Origin of the sequence: Oceanobacillus halophilus (assembly GCF_003628505.1) — a bacterium.
Lineage (GTDB): Bacteria > Bacillota > Bacilli > Bacillales > Amphibacillaceae > Oceanobacillus > Oceanobacillus halophilus.
Window position 1 is genome coordinate 407,469 of record NZ_RBZP01000001.1, and the last position, 14,280, is coordinate 421,748.

The following is a 14,280-nucleotide window of genomic DNA, read 5'->3' on the forward strand; positions in this document are numbered from 1 at the left end:
TATAGTTATGGATTAACCTTTCATTAAACCATATTATTTGCAAGCTAATCTTAAAAGAAGTATGTTCAAGCTGGAGAGAAAATTGTTTCTGTTACAAGGAGGAGATCATGATGATGGAATATAAAGAACTTCATGAAGTAAATGATTGGGATCAAGCTTGGGAAGGAAGTGTGAAAAAGCCTATCCTCTTATTCAAGCACAGTACCACATGCCCAATAAGCGCAGGCGCTTTTCAACAGTATAAAACTTATCTGGAAACAGCCGATCAAGACATAAATTGTTACTTAGTAAAAGTAATTGAGGATAGGCCTGTGTCTAACCAAATTGCTGAAGTGACTGGTGTGAAGCATGAATCCCCTCAACTATTTTTAATCCAAGAAAAGAAAGTTCTTTGGAATACATCTCATTCGGATATCTCAGTTAAAAGTATTGATGACGCGGTTCAAAGTGTAGCACCATAATTCCACTTTTATCCCATAAAACAAAAACACCCACAAACATGGATATAACTTTGTTTGTGGGTGTTTAATCGTTTAATACATACCCTTCTTATAAAAATGCCTGCTGTCTATCCGGTTGCACTCTGTTTTGTTCTTACCAACAAAATACCCACTCCACTTACAAGCGCACTGACTCCCATAGCAATAAAGGCCACATTATAATCACCACCGAAAGCGGTAATTAAATAGCCGGTGATTACCGGAGACAAAAATCCTCCAAACGTAGAACCCATATTAATAATGGCAATGGATGAACCAATTACCTCTTTTTTTATTAATTTGTGTGGCCAGCTAAATAAAGTGACGTAGACCGCATTGGATGTAAGTGTAAAAAGAAACATTAGGCTAATGGATAAGACGAAGCTATCGGTCATGGCAAATGCAATACATGCTATTGCTGTTATAACAACCGCTATGAGAGCAAACCGCTTATTATTCTCCTTGAATACTTTTTTGACGATGAAGCTAGAACTTAAAGCACCAGCACTCATTAAAATAGCATTGATACTCAAAATAATACTAATAGTACTTAAATCCAACCCAAAGTTATCCTCATAGAGGGATGGTAACCAGGAAAGGTAGCCGTATAGAACAACATTGAGAAATAGTAAGGCAGCAAATAGGATAAACACATTTTTATCTTTAAAAACCATACGAATGGAGACCTTTCCCCCTTCTTTCCCTTTTTGCTGCATCTGTTTGTTTCGAGGAAAGAAGAAAAAAATCATAAGAATTGAAATCCCATATAACAAAGCTAGTCCATAATAAGCATAGCGCCAATCCATGTTTATTAATGTGGATCCTAAGGTAAACGCAAGTATCCCACCAATACCGGATGTGGCTAGGATTAATGACTGAACAAACATCTTTTGTTTAGGCTCAAATCTGTTGGAGACAACCTTAGCCGAACTTGTTGGAACTCCAGCATGACCCAGCCCCGCCACTAATCGGACCACCATCAGCAAAATCAAAGAACTGACAAATCCAAAGAAAAACGTTGCGACGAGGATCGTGCCTATCGAAATGATTAACACTTTTTTGGGGCCAATTTTATCAGAGAGCCAACCACTAGGAAATTGCATCACTGTATATCCAATGAAGAACATACTCATTAATAGACCTGACTGACTGGCATCTAAGTTTAATTCTGCCTTCATAGGGATGATTGCCGCAGAAATCATATTTTTATCCATATATGTCAATGCATAGCCAAACATAATGGAGATAATCAACATGATATTCTTTTTAGGCTTCTGTTGACTCATTTTTCCACCTCTAACGTTATAGTATGAAAAAAACACGTTGCCTTCATGTAACACTTCATCCTTTTAGTAATATCCTCAAAAGAAAATAGGATACATTGGCAGTAATATTTTTTTAAACGAATGCAAGTGGAAAATTCTAACTTCTACTCATATTGCTACAAAAGGTAAAATTGGTTTGGTCCAATGCCCTTAAATAATAAATTATCCATTTCTAACAGTTCTCCCCTTCTCTATGACAATGGTAGCTCCAAGCAGCGCGAGAACAAAAATAGCTAAAAATATTGGAAATAAATTCATACTATAACTTTGAAACAGGATTCCTACTAACGGAGGTAATACGGTAATTCCGACATAACCAGAAGCTACTTGAAATCCAATAATTCTACCTGAATCCCTCTTTCCAAACCTTCTTGGTGTTTCATGCGTCATAGTCGGAAATATCGCAGCACAACCAAGACCAATGAGTATAAATCCGACGTATAAAGCACTACCTGTTCCAACAGCAACTGTAACGATGCCTATAAGAAGGATTATTTCACTATAAAACAATATCCTTTGATTAGATAGCCAAAAAGTAATAAAACCAGAAATAATTCTACCACCAGTTAAACTTGCAAAAAATGTGGATATAATGAAGCTAGCAGTTACTGCGGATAATGACTTCGCTTCTATGATGTAACTACTACCCCACAAAAAGATGGTTCCTTCTAATCCGACATAAAACACAAAGGATAATATAGAAAATATAACTCCTTTTTGTCTCAATATTGTTCTAGACGTAGTTGTTTTTTCATCCGAATAAATAGATTCTTTTTGTTGATTTTGCTTCCAAAGAGTAAGAGAAAAGAAGAGAATAAAAACTAACGCTACTTGAATTCCACCTATAATTAAATATCCATTTCTCCAAGAGAAATCATGATTTAGTACAATCCCCATAATAATGGGACCTAACGTTGCTCCCACTCCCCAGAAAGCATGTAGCCAATTCATATGGTGTGCCTTGAAATTAGCAGCCACGTAGTCATTTACAGAGGTGTCAATGGCACCTGCTCCAAAACCTAAAGGAAGTGCTGCAATTATTAATAGATAGAAATTCTGAGTATACGCAAAAGATATTAATCCAATTGCAGTAAACAGTACACTCACAAAAACTAACTTGCCTGTTCCAATTATTTTAGTAATCCGATCAGTCTGCAAACTTGAGATAACCGTACAAATTGCAATCGTCATTGAAATAATCCCAACCGCACTATATACAACTTGAAATTCCCCCACCATCTCTGGCCAAGCTACTCCTAAAAGAGAATCAGGTAATCCCAAACTGATATAGGTGGCATAAACGATGAATATAAAAATAAATTTCCGCATTGTTTCCTCCGATTTGTTTATGTATATGACTCAGACGATAAAACAGAGCCCCTATCTGCCATAGCGACTGAATGTTACATTATAACAAAAGTGCTAGAACAATTCCTCTATTAAATGAAAAGTAGGAAATACGAATAATGTTACATAGTGGGAACAGTTAATCGGAGTAGTAATTAATCTCTCTAATTATACGGTTCATTTAAATGATGTTAAGATAAAGTTAATAGGAATTAATGACGAATTTGGAGGGAAAAGACTCTATTTTCTTATCATCTAGAAATTATTAAGAGGAATTAAACTAATACAAAGGTGGGTTCAAATTGAACAAACACGTACTAGTCTCTGGCCGAGTTCAAGGAGTAGGTTTTCGTTATTCGGTCCAGCGGATTGCCTTACAGCAAAATATAAAAGGCTGGGTACGCAATAACCCAGATGGAAAGGTTGAATTAGAGGTAGAGGGAAGATCTGAAGACGTTCATACATTTCTTAAAAAGATGAATAAAGGTCTTAACCCTTTTATTCGCATGGACGAGATAGATGTACTGTCCACTTCTGAGGACCAGGGATATAAAAATTTTTCGATAAAATACTAGATTGTCTCCTTATATTTTCTATAAGAACCCTGGTTTAATTAGGACATAGATTCCATTATTTACATAGAAATCGGAAGAATCAGCTAAAAATAGATAATAAAGGAACCTATGTCCATAAACTTCGGAATAAAGAGTTTATTTTTATGTGTCAGGCCGCTTCGATATGATTCATATAACTCATCACTAAAACGAAAACCACTATCCTATCTGTCCTCGAAAAACTTCCGGTTCAGTTCTATATATTCATTTTCCTCTTCAGGAACTTCATCTTCCATATAAATTGCTTCTACTGGGCAAACAGCTTCGCATGCTCCACAGTCTATACAAATATCCGGATCGATATAAAACATATCTTCCCCTTCTTCAATACAATCTACAGGACAAACTTCCACACATTCTCCGGCTTTTTCTGTTTTACAGGGTGATGTGATGATAAATGCCAACTATATCTCCTCCTACATATACAATTACTCTTTGTTAGTATAACTGATTTTCTTAAAAAAATAAAAGATTCATCTTTTTTATGATTTATCATACTATTTACTATAATATGGCACAGGGGTGAGAAAATGGAAATTACCGTAAGACCGGGGGATTCATTATGGTACTATAGTCAGATTTTTGGGGTCCCTTTGATCTTAATCGAGGCTTCAAATCCGAACATTACACCTGCACAATTGTATGTAGGTCAAAACATCCGTATTCCTGGTTTTGTAGCGAAATCATATACCGTACAGCCCAATGATTCATTATGGACCATTGCAATGAGTAACCATATTCCACTGGATATGTTGCAATTATTGAATCAAAAAATTAATCCAGCTTATTTGCAAGTAGGCCAGCCCCTTATAATCCCTGAGCGTATCACAAATTTAGTAGTGACTGATGTAAACAATTATACGTACGATAAGATGGTGCAGGATATAAACCGTCTTATTTCTATTTATCCATTCATCGCCAGACAATCCATTGGTCATTCCGTTATGGGAAAAGATATTATAGAGTTACAACTGGGAATCGGGTCGAAAGAAGTTCATGTTAATGGATCTTTTCATGCCAATGAATGGATTACAACACCAATTATCATGAATTTTTTAAATGAGTATGTTCTCTCCTTAACAAATAATCAACCGATTCGTGGTCTTCAGATGCTTGCTTATTTCAATAATACAAGACTTTCCCTTGTTCCTATGGTCAATCCAGATGGTGTTAATTTAGTTATAAACGGTGCCAGTGCTGCCGGAAACCGTCGTGATGATGTTTTAGCTATCAATAATCAGAATGATGATTTCTCTAATTGGAAGGCAAATATCAATGGTGTGGATTTAAATAATCAGTACCCTGCTTTATGGGAAACCGAAGCTCAACGAAAACCGACTACTCCTCAACCAAGAGATTTTCCAGGAACTAATCCATTGACAGAACCTGAAGCAATTGCAATGGCACAATTAGCGCAGCAACGAAATTTTCAAAGGATGAATGCATTCCATACTCAGGGAGAAGTAATTTATTGGGGGTTCCAAGGTCTGGAACCACCTGTGGCTGAATCTGTTGTGAATGAATTTAGCAGAGTAAGCGGATATAGGCAGGTAAGGTTTGTGGATAGTTTTGCGGGGTATAAAGATTGGTTTATTCAAGAGTTCAGAAGGCCTGGATATACAGTAGAACTCGGTAGTGGCGTTAATCCTTTACCAATCAATCAATTTCCTGAAATATACGAGGAAAGTTTGGGAATAATGCTTGCTAATTTATATTTATAGGTGTTAACCATCCCAAATACGGTTTAAGGAAACATTATTCTTCTCATGTTTCAATAAAAAAACGTCTGGATTACGTAATTCTTTCCATTGTTCAAATCCATAGTTAGAATCAAACATCTTAAACACAATGGCTAATAAATTACCATGACTAACTATAATGGTGTTAGTTATGGAATCATCCTCCAATACCGATGTTACCACTTGATTTGCTCGGGTACTTACTTCACTTGCAGATTCTCCACCAGGGAGTTTATAATCAGGGTCTTGGAAGGAATGTTCTAATACATCCAACCAATCATCTAAAGGTTCCTCACTTAGAATACGTTCTTTTAATCGTTGATCAATGCTTATTGATATATTATGTTCTTCTGCATATGGTTTAATTGTCTCAATTGCACGTAAATAAGGGCTCGAAATAATTTTATCTATAGAGATATTTTGTTGCTTAAAAAATTGACTGAGTTGTTTTGCTTGTGTGATACCGGTTTCTGTTAATGGTGAATCAATATGCTGTCCATAAGCAGAACAATGCCTAACAAAATAGATTTTTTTCAACATAATCATTCCCTTACCTTTAGACTTACCCTTAATATAACAGAATTTATCTGAATTGGAAAACTATAAAGAAAAAACTCGGAAAACTTCTCATCCGAAGTTCCGAGTTTTTTTACATTTATTCTACTTCTGTAAAATAGTCCTTTAAAAAACCACCTATACGGTTGCTATTATCTACAATAAAATAGAACTCATCTGTCTCATTTTTAACGTCATATACTTTTCCAGGTGTTAATTTATTATCTACTTTAAACTTTTTAGCATTTGCGTGTACACACTTGATTTGTTTTATTGTTTCTTTCGTTTCCCATTTTAAATGCATCATTTTTTACATCCCGCTTCCTAGTTTACATAATAATATTATCTTAAACTTCATTTGTTAAATAAGTATAAATAGTTAGAATATCCTTTTTCTTCCATTTGTTCTTTAGGAATAAATTTCATTGCAGCAGAATTCATGCAATAACGCAGCCCACCCGCTTCTTTCGGGCCATCTTCAAATACATGGCCAAGATGAGAATTAGACTTTCTGCTTCTTATTTCGGTACGAATCATTCCGTGTGATTGATCCAACTCTTCTTGAACCTGATATGGATCAACTGGTTTAGTAAAGCTTGGCCAACCGCAGCCTGCATCAAATTTATCTTTAGAAGAAAATAGAACTTCTCCAGAGATGATATCTACATAAATTCCTTCTTTTTCATTGTCCCAATACTCATTCTGATAAGGTCTTTCCGTACCATTCTCCTGCGTAACATGGTATTGGATTGGGGTTAATGCATCTTTTAATTTCGATTTGTCTACATTCATCCCCCATGTTGATTTAATAAAGTCTTCTCTTCCAGATCCTTTTTTATATAAGCGATAATGGAAGGATTGTTTTTTGTAATAGTCCTGATGATTTTCTTCAGCTGGATAAAAAGTTTTAGCAGGTAGAATCTTTGTAACAACAGGTTTGGAAAATTTCCCACTGGAAGCCAAATTTTGTCTAGATTGTTCGGCTATTTTCTTTTGCTTGTCGTTGTGATAGAAAATGGCTGTTTGATAAGATTCACCACGATCATTAAACTGACCACCAGGATCTGTAGGGTCTATTTGCTGCCAGAACGTATCAACAAGCTGTTCGTAAGACATAATATTCGGATCAAAAGTAATCTGAACCGCTTCTACGTGGCCCGTCGTGTTAGAACAGACTTGCTCATACGTTGGATTTTCTACATCCCCGCCAGTATATCCAGATACGACACTTTCAATTCCGGGCCTCGTATCAAATGGTTCTACCATGCACCAGAAGCAACCACCAGCAAATGTTGCTTTCTCTAAATTAGAAGTCATTTCAATTCCTCCATTACTGCAAGTATTTAGTTCTATTTTTCCTTTTTTTGTAGTAAAAATCAAGTTCTGCGTTTTATTCGTTCAGATAAATAACTTTGGTGTTGATTGACCAGTTCTCTTTCTAGGTTTTTCTTGCTGATTTATATCCTCGTTTTCTATTTCCGTATCATCTTCAAAGTCGGTTGATTCAATCTCTTTTACTTCTTCCGTATCTTCAGAGGGTTCATCATCATCAAGTTCTTTAAATGCCTTCATCATTCGGTACATTGCTGGAAGATTCTTCACCATTGGCCCATATTCCTGAATGATTGGTGCAGTTGACTGAATAACATGCAATACTTGCTGGACATTTGATAGGGTTTTAGAAAGCCCACCAGCCCCCCTGCTAGCTATTTCTGTTGTTTGCGGGCCTTTTCCTAGTACTTTTTGAAGCAGATTGGTACCACTACTTCTTGAATTAGGAATATTTCTAGGTGGTCCCATCATAAATCCAGTTGGCCGTTGATTTTGACGCATGGGATATCGGTTTGGTGGTCTTTGAGTTGGAAATAACATATACGTTTTCCCTCCACTTGCTCTAATTATAAACACCTAACTTATTTTACGTAATTAATTGAAAAGTGTGTAGGCAGAGAAGCTATTGGCGATTAGTTAACTAGTCGGCAATTTATCTCTTTTCTATATATATTTCCTGGGCAAGCGCAATAATCAACAAAAAGATCATTTATTTTGATGTTTTTTGCCGAATTAAGAGGAAGATTGTAAATATTCTTGTGTACTCCTATATACCAAATAGGAAAGGCCCTTTAATCATGGCCTTTCCTGCTATAAAATATATATTTCCCATAGTTCATCGAAAACAGTGAGTGCATTGCTAAATGGACTATTCCATTCTAAATAGTTGCTTATTTCATGATAATCTGATGAGTATTTTGGGAAATTATGATCGTAAAATGCCCAATCCGCTAACCTGCAAGGATCATCGGGCTGTTTCTTTCCTCTGTACGTTATTAAAAATTGATAGAACGATCTCAATTTCTTTCCCCCTATAATTAAACTGTTTCCTGGTTCATGTATGCTTCATGTTTTTTTAGTTTTTTTCGGTGTACCCTTTTTGCTAATCCAATACTGATTTCATATATCACAATCAATGGAATGGAAACAAGTAGAGGTAATACAAAGTCCGGTGGTGTAATCATGGCACTAACAACAATCAAAATAAAATAGGCGTATCTTCTGGACTTTTTCATGAACTCAGGTGTTAATATTCCAATACTGGTTAAAAACATAACAATTACTGGTAATTCAAATAAAATGGCTAATGGTAATGTTACTCTCAGTAAAAATTTAAAATAGCGATCGACGGTAAACATTACTTCAAACATGCCATTATTTAAATTGAGAACAAAAGGTATGATGAATTCGGTAAATAAGAAATACCCAAAAACGAGGCCACCTATAAACAATATAAATATAATTGGTACATAGGATAGAGATGCCCTTCTTTCTTTAGGTGTAAGACCTGGTTTCACGAATGCCCAGAACTGATAAGCCAAGATAGGCATGGTTCCAGCTATCGCAATAACACCAGCCATTGAAAAGTAAAGCCATAAAATTTCTCCAGGACTAATAGCTGTTAGTTGAAAGCCTAAATCATTTGCAAAAAACCAATAAATATCTTCTACATAAATAAACCCTACAATAAAAAATAGGATGAAGAAAACAGCAGTAATGATTAATCTGTTTCTCAACTCTGATAAATGACCAACGACATCCATTTCTTTTTCCTTCTTGTTTGTTTTACTGTCTTCTCCCAATACTTCTCACTCCTTCTTTAAGCACAAAAGAAGATGTAAGGTAACATCCCTACACCTTCCAAATGAATAAGTATTTACTTTGTTGTGTCATCATTAATGCCTTGTACAGCTTTCTTAAATTCCTTTAATGAAGAACCAAAAGCTTTCCCAATTTCGGGCAATTTGGAAGGACCAAAAATTACTAAAGCAACAAGTAAAATTAAAATCAGTCCTGGAAATCCAATACTCATTGTCATCACTCCGAAAGATTATTTGCTATTTTTGTCTGTAACGATTGCTTTTGCATCTTCCATTTCTTCTTTAGCGTCACTCGTTAAATCATTTGCTGATTTTTTAAATTCTTTCAAAGTTTGTCCAGCAGCCTTCCCAATTTCAGGAAGTTTTTTCGGACCGAATATAACTAAGGCAATAATTAGAATTAAGATTAAACCTGGTACCCCTATACCTGCAAGTCCCATTCCGCACACCTTCTTATCTATAGTATTGAAATTATGAAAACCTTTTTATCATATAGTAACATGTACATATTCAAATAAACAAGTAATACTCCTCAGCTATTTCCGGTCATATTGTAAGAAATAGTAATCATATCGATTTTTCTCATCTTTTTCCCCTTTTATTTTAGAGGAAAGATTCCATTTCTCTTCTTCAAAAACTGGAAAATAGGTTTCGCCTTGGAACTCTTCATCAATCCATGTAATATACATCCGGTCGGCAAAAGGTAATATTTGAGTAAAAATATTTCCACCACCAATGATAAAAAATTCCTCCTCTGGCTGTTCTTTGTTCCACTGTAATACCGTAGTGATATCATGAATGACTTCTACACCCTCTGGAAAATCTATCTTACTTTTTGTAAGAACCACGTTCCTTCGATTGGGTAAGGCTCTTCCAATAGATTGGAAAGTTTTTCTGCCCATTATGATTGTATGGCCAGTAGTTTTTTGCTTAAAGAATTTGAGGTCATTTGGCAGGTGCCATGGCAAATCATTATTGGCCCCGATAATACGGTTTTTATCCATTGCTACTAAAAGTGACAGCATATTAATCTCTCCTTATCTTTTGTTAGACAGCAATAGGAGCTTTAATCGCTGCATGTGGGTTATAATCAACGATGTTAAAGTCATCTATGTCGAAGTCAAAAATTGATTGTTTCTCTTTGTTTATTTCTATTCTGGGTAAGTTTCTCCTATCTCGATTAAGTTGTGTCCTCACTTGGTCCACATGATTAGCATAAATATGAGCATCTCCTAACGTGTGTACAAACTCCCCTACATCTAAGTTACATTCATGAGCAATTAAATGAGTTAATAGTGCATAACTGGCAATATTAAAAGGAACTCCTAAGAAGACATCTCCACTTCTTTGATATAACTGACAAGATAATTTCCCATCTGCAACATAAAACTGAAACATCGTATGGCATGGAGGTAATGCCATATTCGGAATATCCTCAGGATTCCATGCAGTTACAATATGCCTTCTGGAATTAGGGTTTGTTTTTATAGAATGAATAACTTCTTTCAATTGATCAATGGTTTCACTGTTGGACATTTTCCAATCTCGCCATTGTTTCCCGTATACGGAACCTAAGTCACCAAACTTTTCAGCAAATGTATTGTCGTTTAATATTTTTTCTTTAAATAGGTTCATTTGTTCTTGGTATGTTTGATTAAATTCAGCATCCTGCTGACTTCTTATACCAAAATTAGTCATATCTGGTCCATTATACTCTTTACTTGTTACCCACTTTTCAAATGCCCATTCATTCCAAATATTATTATTATGTTGAAGTAAATAACGAATATTGGTATCCCCTTTGATAAACCACAAAAGTTCACTAGCTACTAACTTAAACGGAACTCTCTTCGTAGTTAGTAATGGGAACCCTTCTTGTAAATTAAATCTCATTTGATATCCAAAGGTGGAATAAGTTCCTGTATTTGTTCGATCATCTCTTTTATGACCATTGTTTAATATATATTCACATAAATTTAAATAGGCTTTTTCACCGTTACTCATGGCTTACTCTCCTCCAAGTTCATCTATCTATTAAATTTTTATTGCATCTATTGTAACACAATAGTAAATCATATAAAGATGAATTTTCCATAAATCTATTATAGTAACATTGGTTGATATGGTTGATTATATTGAAAAGGATAAACCATATCATCTTACTACTAAACACACAAAAATAGATAATAAGGAGGAAATATTTTGTTTGCTAAGGCCATTAAATACCTAATAATAGGGGTATTCTCATACAGTATTCTTTTAAACATGCCTATTACCAGTACATCAGAGACCAAGTTAGAGCATGTTGGTACATTGCAGGAAGAAAATAGTTCTTATAACCATAAAGAAATCTCTCGGTTACGATTGGATAAACCCAATGATGTCACCTTTCTCGCAACCGAAGAAACAGACGATGATTTCCACGTTGAACCAAGCCACATCATACAGAAAATAAAAAATAATCATCCAAAGGATAGGATGAAATGGGAAAATCATGAGACTTTTCGAGTGCTATTCGAATCAGAGAAAAAGAGGTTTATTCAAGAATTAGAAAACTTAACAAAGACCATAGTTATAGATGATTACCGTGATTATCAGAATGATTTAAAGGAAATACAGAAATCCCTGAAATATTTTGGTTATTATGAAGGAGAAATTGATGGTTTATATGGTCCATTAACGATAGAAGCGCTAGATGTTGCTGAAAAGGAACTTGGTCTGGAAGTAAAAGAGAAAGTTCAAACCCAAATAGCGGCTTTTCATGAGCAAACAACGGAAGAAGATAATTATAGCGATCATCGAGCTGAGACTAATCCTCATTCAACGAATCAGGAAAAAGAAAAAGTAGAAACAATTGAAGAGAAGAATAATCAAGTCTCGCCTAACACAGGTCAATCTAACGTGATTCAAGTTGCTACATCTTTTATAGGTACTCCTTACGTCTGGGGTGGTGAATCTCCATCAGGCTTTGATTGTAGCGGATTTATTCATTATGTTTATCAGACTCAAGGAATCGATCTTCCTAGAACGGTCAGTGAGATTTGGAGTGTTGGTCAAACGGTTAGTTCCCCCTCAGTTGGAGACTTTGTGTTTTTTACTACTTACAAATCGGGGCCATCCCATATGGGGATTTACATAGGTAATGGAGAGTTTGTTCATGCAGGAACCTCATCAGGTGTTACAATCAGCAATATGAACAGTTCCTATTGGCAACCCAAATACTTAGGTGCAAAACGTATCCAATAGAAATTTGTTTCATGTTTGTTCATGGTGTTCATAAGTTTCATTTCATAAAATGCTATTTATAGGGTTTAAACTCACTCCGGCAAAACTGTTTTAATGAATAGTTCTTTTCAAAAAGATTGTTGCTTTTTAACATGACTTTACATTACATTTTGTATATAGGCCTGATATCTTTAATTCAGAATCGTGTAGCTCTCGCTTACACTTATGTTTGGTTTGTGCGATTATTCGCTCCGGCAGAATACTTGCGGTTCGCGGGCACGGCCTCAGCCTCCCCGCGGAAAGCGTAGTGTATTTCCGCAGCGAGGTTAAGCACATTACTTAAATTCAGTTTATCAATAATATCTATCAACTTTAAACTTTAAAAAGCAATAGGTGCAATTTACCATAAAAAGCTTTGTTAGTATAGTTAACTAGAATTATAAATGAGATGGTGTAAATTTCGTGTTGGTAACTGATACCAATATTCAGGTTCCTTTTACCATTCTTGAAAAAATTGCTCTAGGAAATTTTCCATAAATTGATGCCGTTGTTGAGCTATTTTTTTTGCTTGTTCGGTATGCATCATCTCTTTTAGTTTTAGTAGTTTATCATAAAAGTGCTGGACAGAAGTGTTTTCTTGTTCCTCGTGGTAAATCATTTGACCTTTCGTGCCTCCATAAGCAAAGGTTCTCGCTATACCAATCGCACCAATAGCATCTAACCTATCAGCGTCCTGTACAATTTTACCTTCTATTGTATCTGGAATTTTTCCCTTACTATAGGAGATATTACGAATAATATGAAGAATTGTTTCCATATCCTGTTCGTTAATAGATAACGAAATTAAGAAGGCTTTCAATTCATTAATTGCTACATCCGGATTTTGAAATAACTTGTAGTCACCAATGTCATGCAACCACGCTGCTACCTCACATATAAATTCATCTGCTCCTTCATGTAAGGCAATATTTTTCGCCATGTTTGCTACTCTTTGCATATGATAAAAGTCATGACCTGATGAATCTTTATTAAATAAATCTTGAACATATTCTTTAATTTCCTCTATTTTTTTTTGCTTGATGTTCACCATTATCAATCTCCTTTTAAGATTCTCTACTTGCTTTACAAAAAATTATAAATGATGTTCGTTTATTCTAGAAATATATTGACAAATTAACATAAAATGGTATAAAATCCTTGACTAACGCTTACAAATAAGCTATATTAGGGGCAAGCAAAGAAGATGTACGGATTCATTAAGAAACAGGCAACTTCTCCTAGAAGTGGATGTAATTATAATCCTACTCTTCTAGAGAAAAGTTGCCTTTTTTATTTAATGTTTTTGTTGCTCTACTTTGTATTACCACGTTTTACGTGAAAGTTTTTAGGAGGAAAGAAAATGGAAAACGGAGTAGTAAAATGGTTTAATGCGGAAAAAGGCTATGGTTTCATCCAATTGGAAGAAGGAAATGATGTATTTGTTCATTATTCCGCTATCCAAGAAGAAGGATTTAAATCTTTAGAAGAAGGACAAGAAGTTTCTTTTGAAATTGTTGAAGGTGAACGTGGTCCTCAAGCTGCAAATGTTGTAAAAAAATAAATAATAACTAATATATAAAAGAGGAAATCTACTTGAGATTTCCTCTTTTTTTGTGCCCGAATTAGAACATTCATTCCCCTTTTTATCACAAAATGTTCAAATACTTTTCTAACGTAATAGTTAGTAAAATTGCCAAATCCCCTTTGATAATGCTTATTGAACAAATTGTGAAAAGTTTTCAAACCATGTAAATTCCATTTTCATATTGTGTATGATGAAAATAGATAATTAATTCTAGCTTCTG

Annotated in this window: 19 protein-coding genes; 5 read left to right on the plus strand and 14 right to left on the minus strand. The window is 34.9% G+C overall.

What is annotated here, in order from left to right:
• Window positions 1-110: 110 nt before the first annotated feature.
• Window positions 111-461 carry a bacillithiol system redox-active protein YtxJ gene (ytxJ, locus tag D8M06_RS02020; RefSeq protein ID WP_121202684.1) on the plus strand — a complete coding sequence of 117 codons (351 nt, stop codon included), beginning with the start codon at window positions 111-113 and terminating at the stop codon, window positions 459-461.
• 107 nt (window positions 462-568) lie between these two features.
• On the opposite strand, the gene D8M06_RS02025 is transcribed toward ytxJ, so the two are convergent.
• Window positions 569-1,765, minus strand: a complete 1,197-nt coding sequence (locus tag D8M06_RS02025; protein WP_121202685.1) for an MFS transporter — start codon at window positions 1,763-1,765, stop codon at window positions 569-571.
• Window positions 1,766-1,966: 201 nt separating this feature from the next.
• Window positions 1,967-3,133: an MFS transporter gene (locus D8M06_RS02030; protein WP_121202686.1), complete on the minus strand. Its 1,167-nt coding sequence runs from the start codon at window positions 3,131-3,133 to the stop codon at window positions 1,967-1,969.
• A gap of 320 nt (window positions 3,134-3,453) precedes the next feature.
• Between D8M06_RS02030 and D8M06_RS02035 the strand changes: the two genes are divergently transcribed.
• On the plus strand, window positions 3,454-3,726 hold the full coding sequence (locus tag D8M06_RS02035) for an acylphosphatase (protein ID WP_121202687.1): 273 nt from the start codon (window positions 3,454-3,456) through the stop codon (window positions 3,724-3,726).
• A 203-nt stretch (window positions 3,727-3,929) separates the two neighbouring features.
• On the opposite strand, the gene D8M06_RS02040 is transcribed toward D8M06_RS02035, so the two are convergent.
• Window positions 3,930-4,169: an indolepyruvate ferredoxin oxidoreductase subunit alpha gene (locus D8M06_RS02040; RefSeq protein WP_121202688.1), complete on the minus strand. Its 240-nt coding sequence runs from the start codon at window positions 4,167-4,169 to the stop codon at window positions 3,930-3,932.
• 126 nt (window positions 4,170-4,295) lie between these two features.
• Between D8M06_RS02040 and D8M06_RS02045 the strand changes: the two genes are divergently transcribed.
• Window positions 4,296-5,486, plus strand: a complete 1,191-nt coding sequence (locus D8M06_RS02045) for a M14 family metallopeptidase (protein ID WP_121202689.1) — start codon at window positions 4,296-4,298, stop codon at window positions 5,484-5,486.
• 3 nt (window positions 5,487-5,489) lie between these two features.
• Here the strand turns inward: D8M06_RS02045 and D8M06_RS02050 are convergent, their stop codons facing one another.
• The 10 genes from D8M06_RS02050 to D8M06_RS02095 form a co-directional block, all read right to left on the minus strand.
• Window positions 5,490-6,041 (minus strand): histidine phosphatase family protein, encoded by a 552-nt coding sequence (locus D8M06_RS02050; RefSeq protein ID WP_121203077.1) that lies wholly within the window; start codon window positions 6,039-6,041, stop codon window positions 5,490-5,492.
• 118 nt (window positions 6,042-6,159) lie between these two features.
• Window positions 6,160-6,366 carry a DUF6501 family protein gene (locus D8M06_RS02055; RefSeq protein ID WP_121202690.1) on the minus strand — a complete coding sequence of 69 codons (207 nt, stop codon included), beginning with the start codon at window positions 6,364-6,366 and terminating at the stop codon, window positions 6,160-6,162.
• A 47-nt stretch (window positions 6,367-6,413) separates the two neighbouring features.
• Entirely contained in the window at window positions 6,414-7,376 is a 963-nt protein-coding gene (gene msrA, locus D8M06_RS02060) for a peptide-methionine (S)-S-oxide reductase MsrA (protein WP_121202691.1), read from the minus strand.
• An 81-nt stretch (window positions 7,377-7,457) separates the two neighbouring features.
• Window positions 7,458-7,931 (minus strand): VrrA/YqfQ family protein, encoded by a 474-nt coding sequence (gene vrrA / locus D8M06_RS02065; RefSeq protein WP_121202692.1) that lies wholly within the window; start codon window positions 7,929-7,931, stop codon window positions 7,458-7,460.
• A 270-nt stretch (window positions 7,932-8,201) separates the two neighbouring features.
• Window positions 8,202-8,411: a YozE family protein gene (locus D8M06_RS02070; RefSeq protein WP_121202693.1), complete on the minus strand. Its 210-nt coding sequence runs from the start codon at window positions 8,409-8,411 to the stop codon at window positions 8,202-8,204.
• A gap of 17 nt (window positions 8,412-8,428) precedes the next feature.
• On the minus strand, window positions 8,429-9,154 hold the full coding sequence (tatC, locus tag D8M06_RS02075; RefSeq protein WP_121203078.1) for a twin-arginine translocase subunit TatC: 726 nt from the start codon (window positions 9,152-9,154) through the stop codon (window positions 8,429-8,431).
• A 113-nt stretch (window positions 9,155-9,267) separates the two neighbouring features.
• Window positions 9,268-9,423, minus strand: coding sequence for a twin-arginine translocase TatA/TatE family subunit (gene tatA / locus D8M06_RS02080; RefSeq protein ID WP_421904042.1), 156 nt, complete (start codon window positions 9,421-9,423; stop codon window positions 9,268-9,270).
• Window positions 9,424-9,441: 18 nt separating this feature from the next.
• Window positions 9,442-9,651: a twin-arginine translocase TatA/TatE family subunit gene (gene tatA / locus D8M06_RS02085; RefSeq protein ID WP_121202695.1), complete on the minus strand. Its 210-nt coding sequence runs from the start codon at window positions 9,649-9,651 to the stop codon at window positions 9,442-9,444.
• A 96-nt stretch (window positions 9,652-9,747) separates the two neighbouring features.
• On the minus strand, window positions 9,748-10,236 hold the full coding sequence (locus tag D8M06_RS02090) for a dihydrofolate reductase (protein ID WP_121202696.1): 489 nt from the start codon (window positions 10,234-10,236) through the stop codon (window positions 9,748-9,750).
• A 22-nt stretch (window positions 10,237-10,258) separates the two neighbouring features.
• Window positions 10,259-11,215 (minus strand): thymidylate synthase, encoded by a 957-nt coding sequence (locus D8M06_RS02095; RefSeq protein ID WP_121202697.1) that lies wholly within the window; start codon window positions 11,213-11,215, stop codon window positions 10,259-10,261.
• 198 nt (window positions 11,216-11,413) lie between these two features.
• Here D8M06_RS02095 and D8M06_RS20250 point away from each other — a divergent pair, with 198 nt between their 5' ends.
• A complete protein-coding gene (locus tag D8M06_RS20250) occupies window positions 11,414-12,457 on the plus strand; it encodes a C40 family peptidase (RefSeq protein ID WP_121202698.1) in 1,044 nt (347 codons plus the stop codon).
• Between the two features lie 475 nt (window positions 12,458-12,932).
• Here the strand turns inward: D8M06_RS20250 and D8M06_RS02105 are convergent, their stop codons facing one another.
• Window positions 12,933-13,526: an HD domain-containing protein gene (locus D8M06_RS02105; RefSeq protein WP_121202699.1), complete on the minus strand. Its 594-nt coding sequence runs from the start codon at window positions 13,524-13,526 to the stop codon at window positions 12,933-12,935.
• 309 nt (window positions 13,527-13,835) lie between these two features.
• Between D8M06_RS02105 and D8M06_RS02110 the strand changes: the two genes are divergently transcribed.
• Window positions 13,836-14,036, plus strand: a complete 201-nt coding sequence (locus D8M06_RS02110) for a cold-shock protein (RefSeq protein WP_011066143.1) — start codon at window positions 13,836-13,838, stop codon at window positions 14,034-14,036.
• Window positions 14,037-14,280 lie beyond the last annotated feature (244 nt).

What these genes read in the sequence shown, in the direction of transcription:
- msrA (WP_121202691.1), bottom strand. Translation starts at nt 7,376, where the DNA reads ATGACTTCTAATTTAGAGAAAGCAACATTTGCTGGTGGTTGCTTCTGG.
- tatA (WP_121202695.1), bottom strand. Translation starts at nt 9,651, where the DNA reads ATGGGACTTGCAGGTATAGGGGTACCAGGTTTAATCTTAATTCTAATT.
- tatA (WP_421904042.1), bottom strand. Translation starts at nt 9,423, where the DNA reads ATGAGTATTGGATTTCCAGGACTGATTTTAATTTTACTTGTTGCTTTA.
- D8M06_RS02055 (WP_121202690.1), bottom strand. Translation starts at nt 6,366, where the DNA reads ATGATGCATTTAAAATGGGAAACGAAAGAAACAATAAAACAAATCAAG.
- D8M06_RS02030 (WP_121202686.1), bottom strand. Translation starts at nt 3,133, where the DNA reads ATGCGGAAATTTATTTTTATATTCATCGTTTATGCCACCTATATCAGT.
- tatC (WP_121203078.1), bottom strand. Translation starts at nt 9,154, where the DNA reads ATGGATGTCGTTGGTCATTTATCAGAGTTGAGAAACAGATTAATCATT.
- vrrA (WP_121202692.1), bottom strand. Translation starts at nt 7,931, where the DNA reads ATGTTATTTCCAACTCAAAGACCACCAAACCGATATCCCATGCGTCAA.
- ytxJ (WP_121202684.1), top strand. Translation starts at nt 111, where the DNA reads ATGATGGAATATAAAGAACTTCATGAAGTAAATGATTGGGATCAAGCT.
- D8M06_RS02090 (WP_121202696.1), bottom strand. Translation starts at nt 10,236, where the DNA reads ATGCTGTCACTTTTAGTAGCAATGGATAAAAACCGTATTATCGGGGCC.
- D8M06_RS02110 (WP_011066143.1), top strand. Translation starts at nt 13,836, where the DNA reads ATGGAAAACGGAGTAGTAAAATGGTTTAATGCGGAAAAAGGCTATGGT.
- D8M06_RS02095 (WP_121202697.1), bottom strand. Translation starts at nt 11,215, where the DNA reads ATGAGTAACGGTGAAAAAGCCTATTTAAATTTATGTGAATATATATTA.
- D8M06_RS02025 (WP_121202685.1), bottom strand. Translation starts at nt 1,765, where the DNA reads ATGAGTCAACAGAAGCCTAAAAAGAATATCATGTTGATTATCTCCATT.
- D8M06_RS02045 (WP_121202689.1), top strand. Translation starts at nt 4,296, where the DNA reads ATGGAAATTACCGTAAGACCGGGGGATTCATTATGGTACTATAGTCAG.
- D8M06_RS02105 (WP_121202699.1), bottom strand. Translation starts at nt 13,526, where the DNA reads ATGGTGAACATCAAGCAAAAAAAAATAGAGGAAATTAAAGAATATGTT.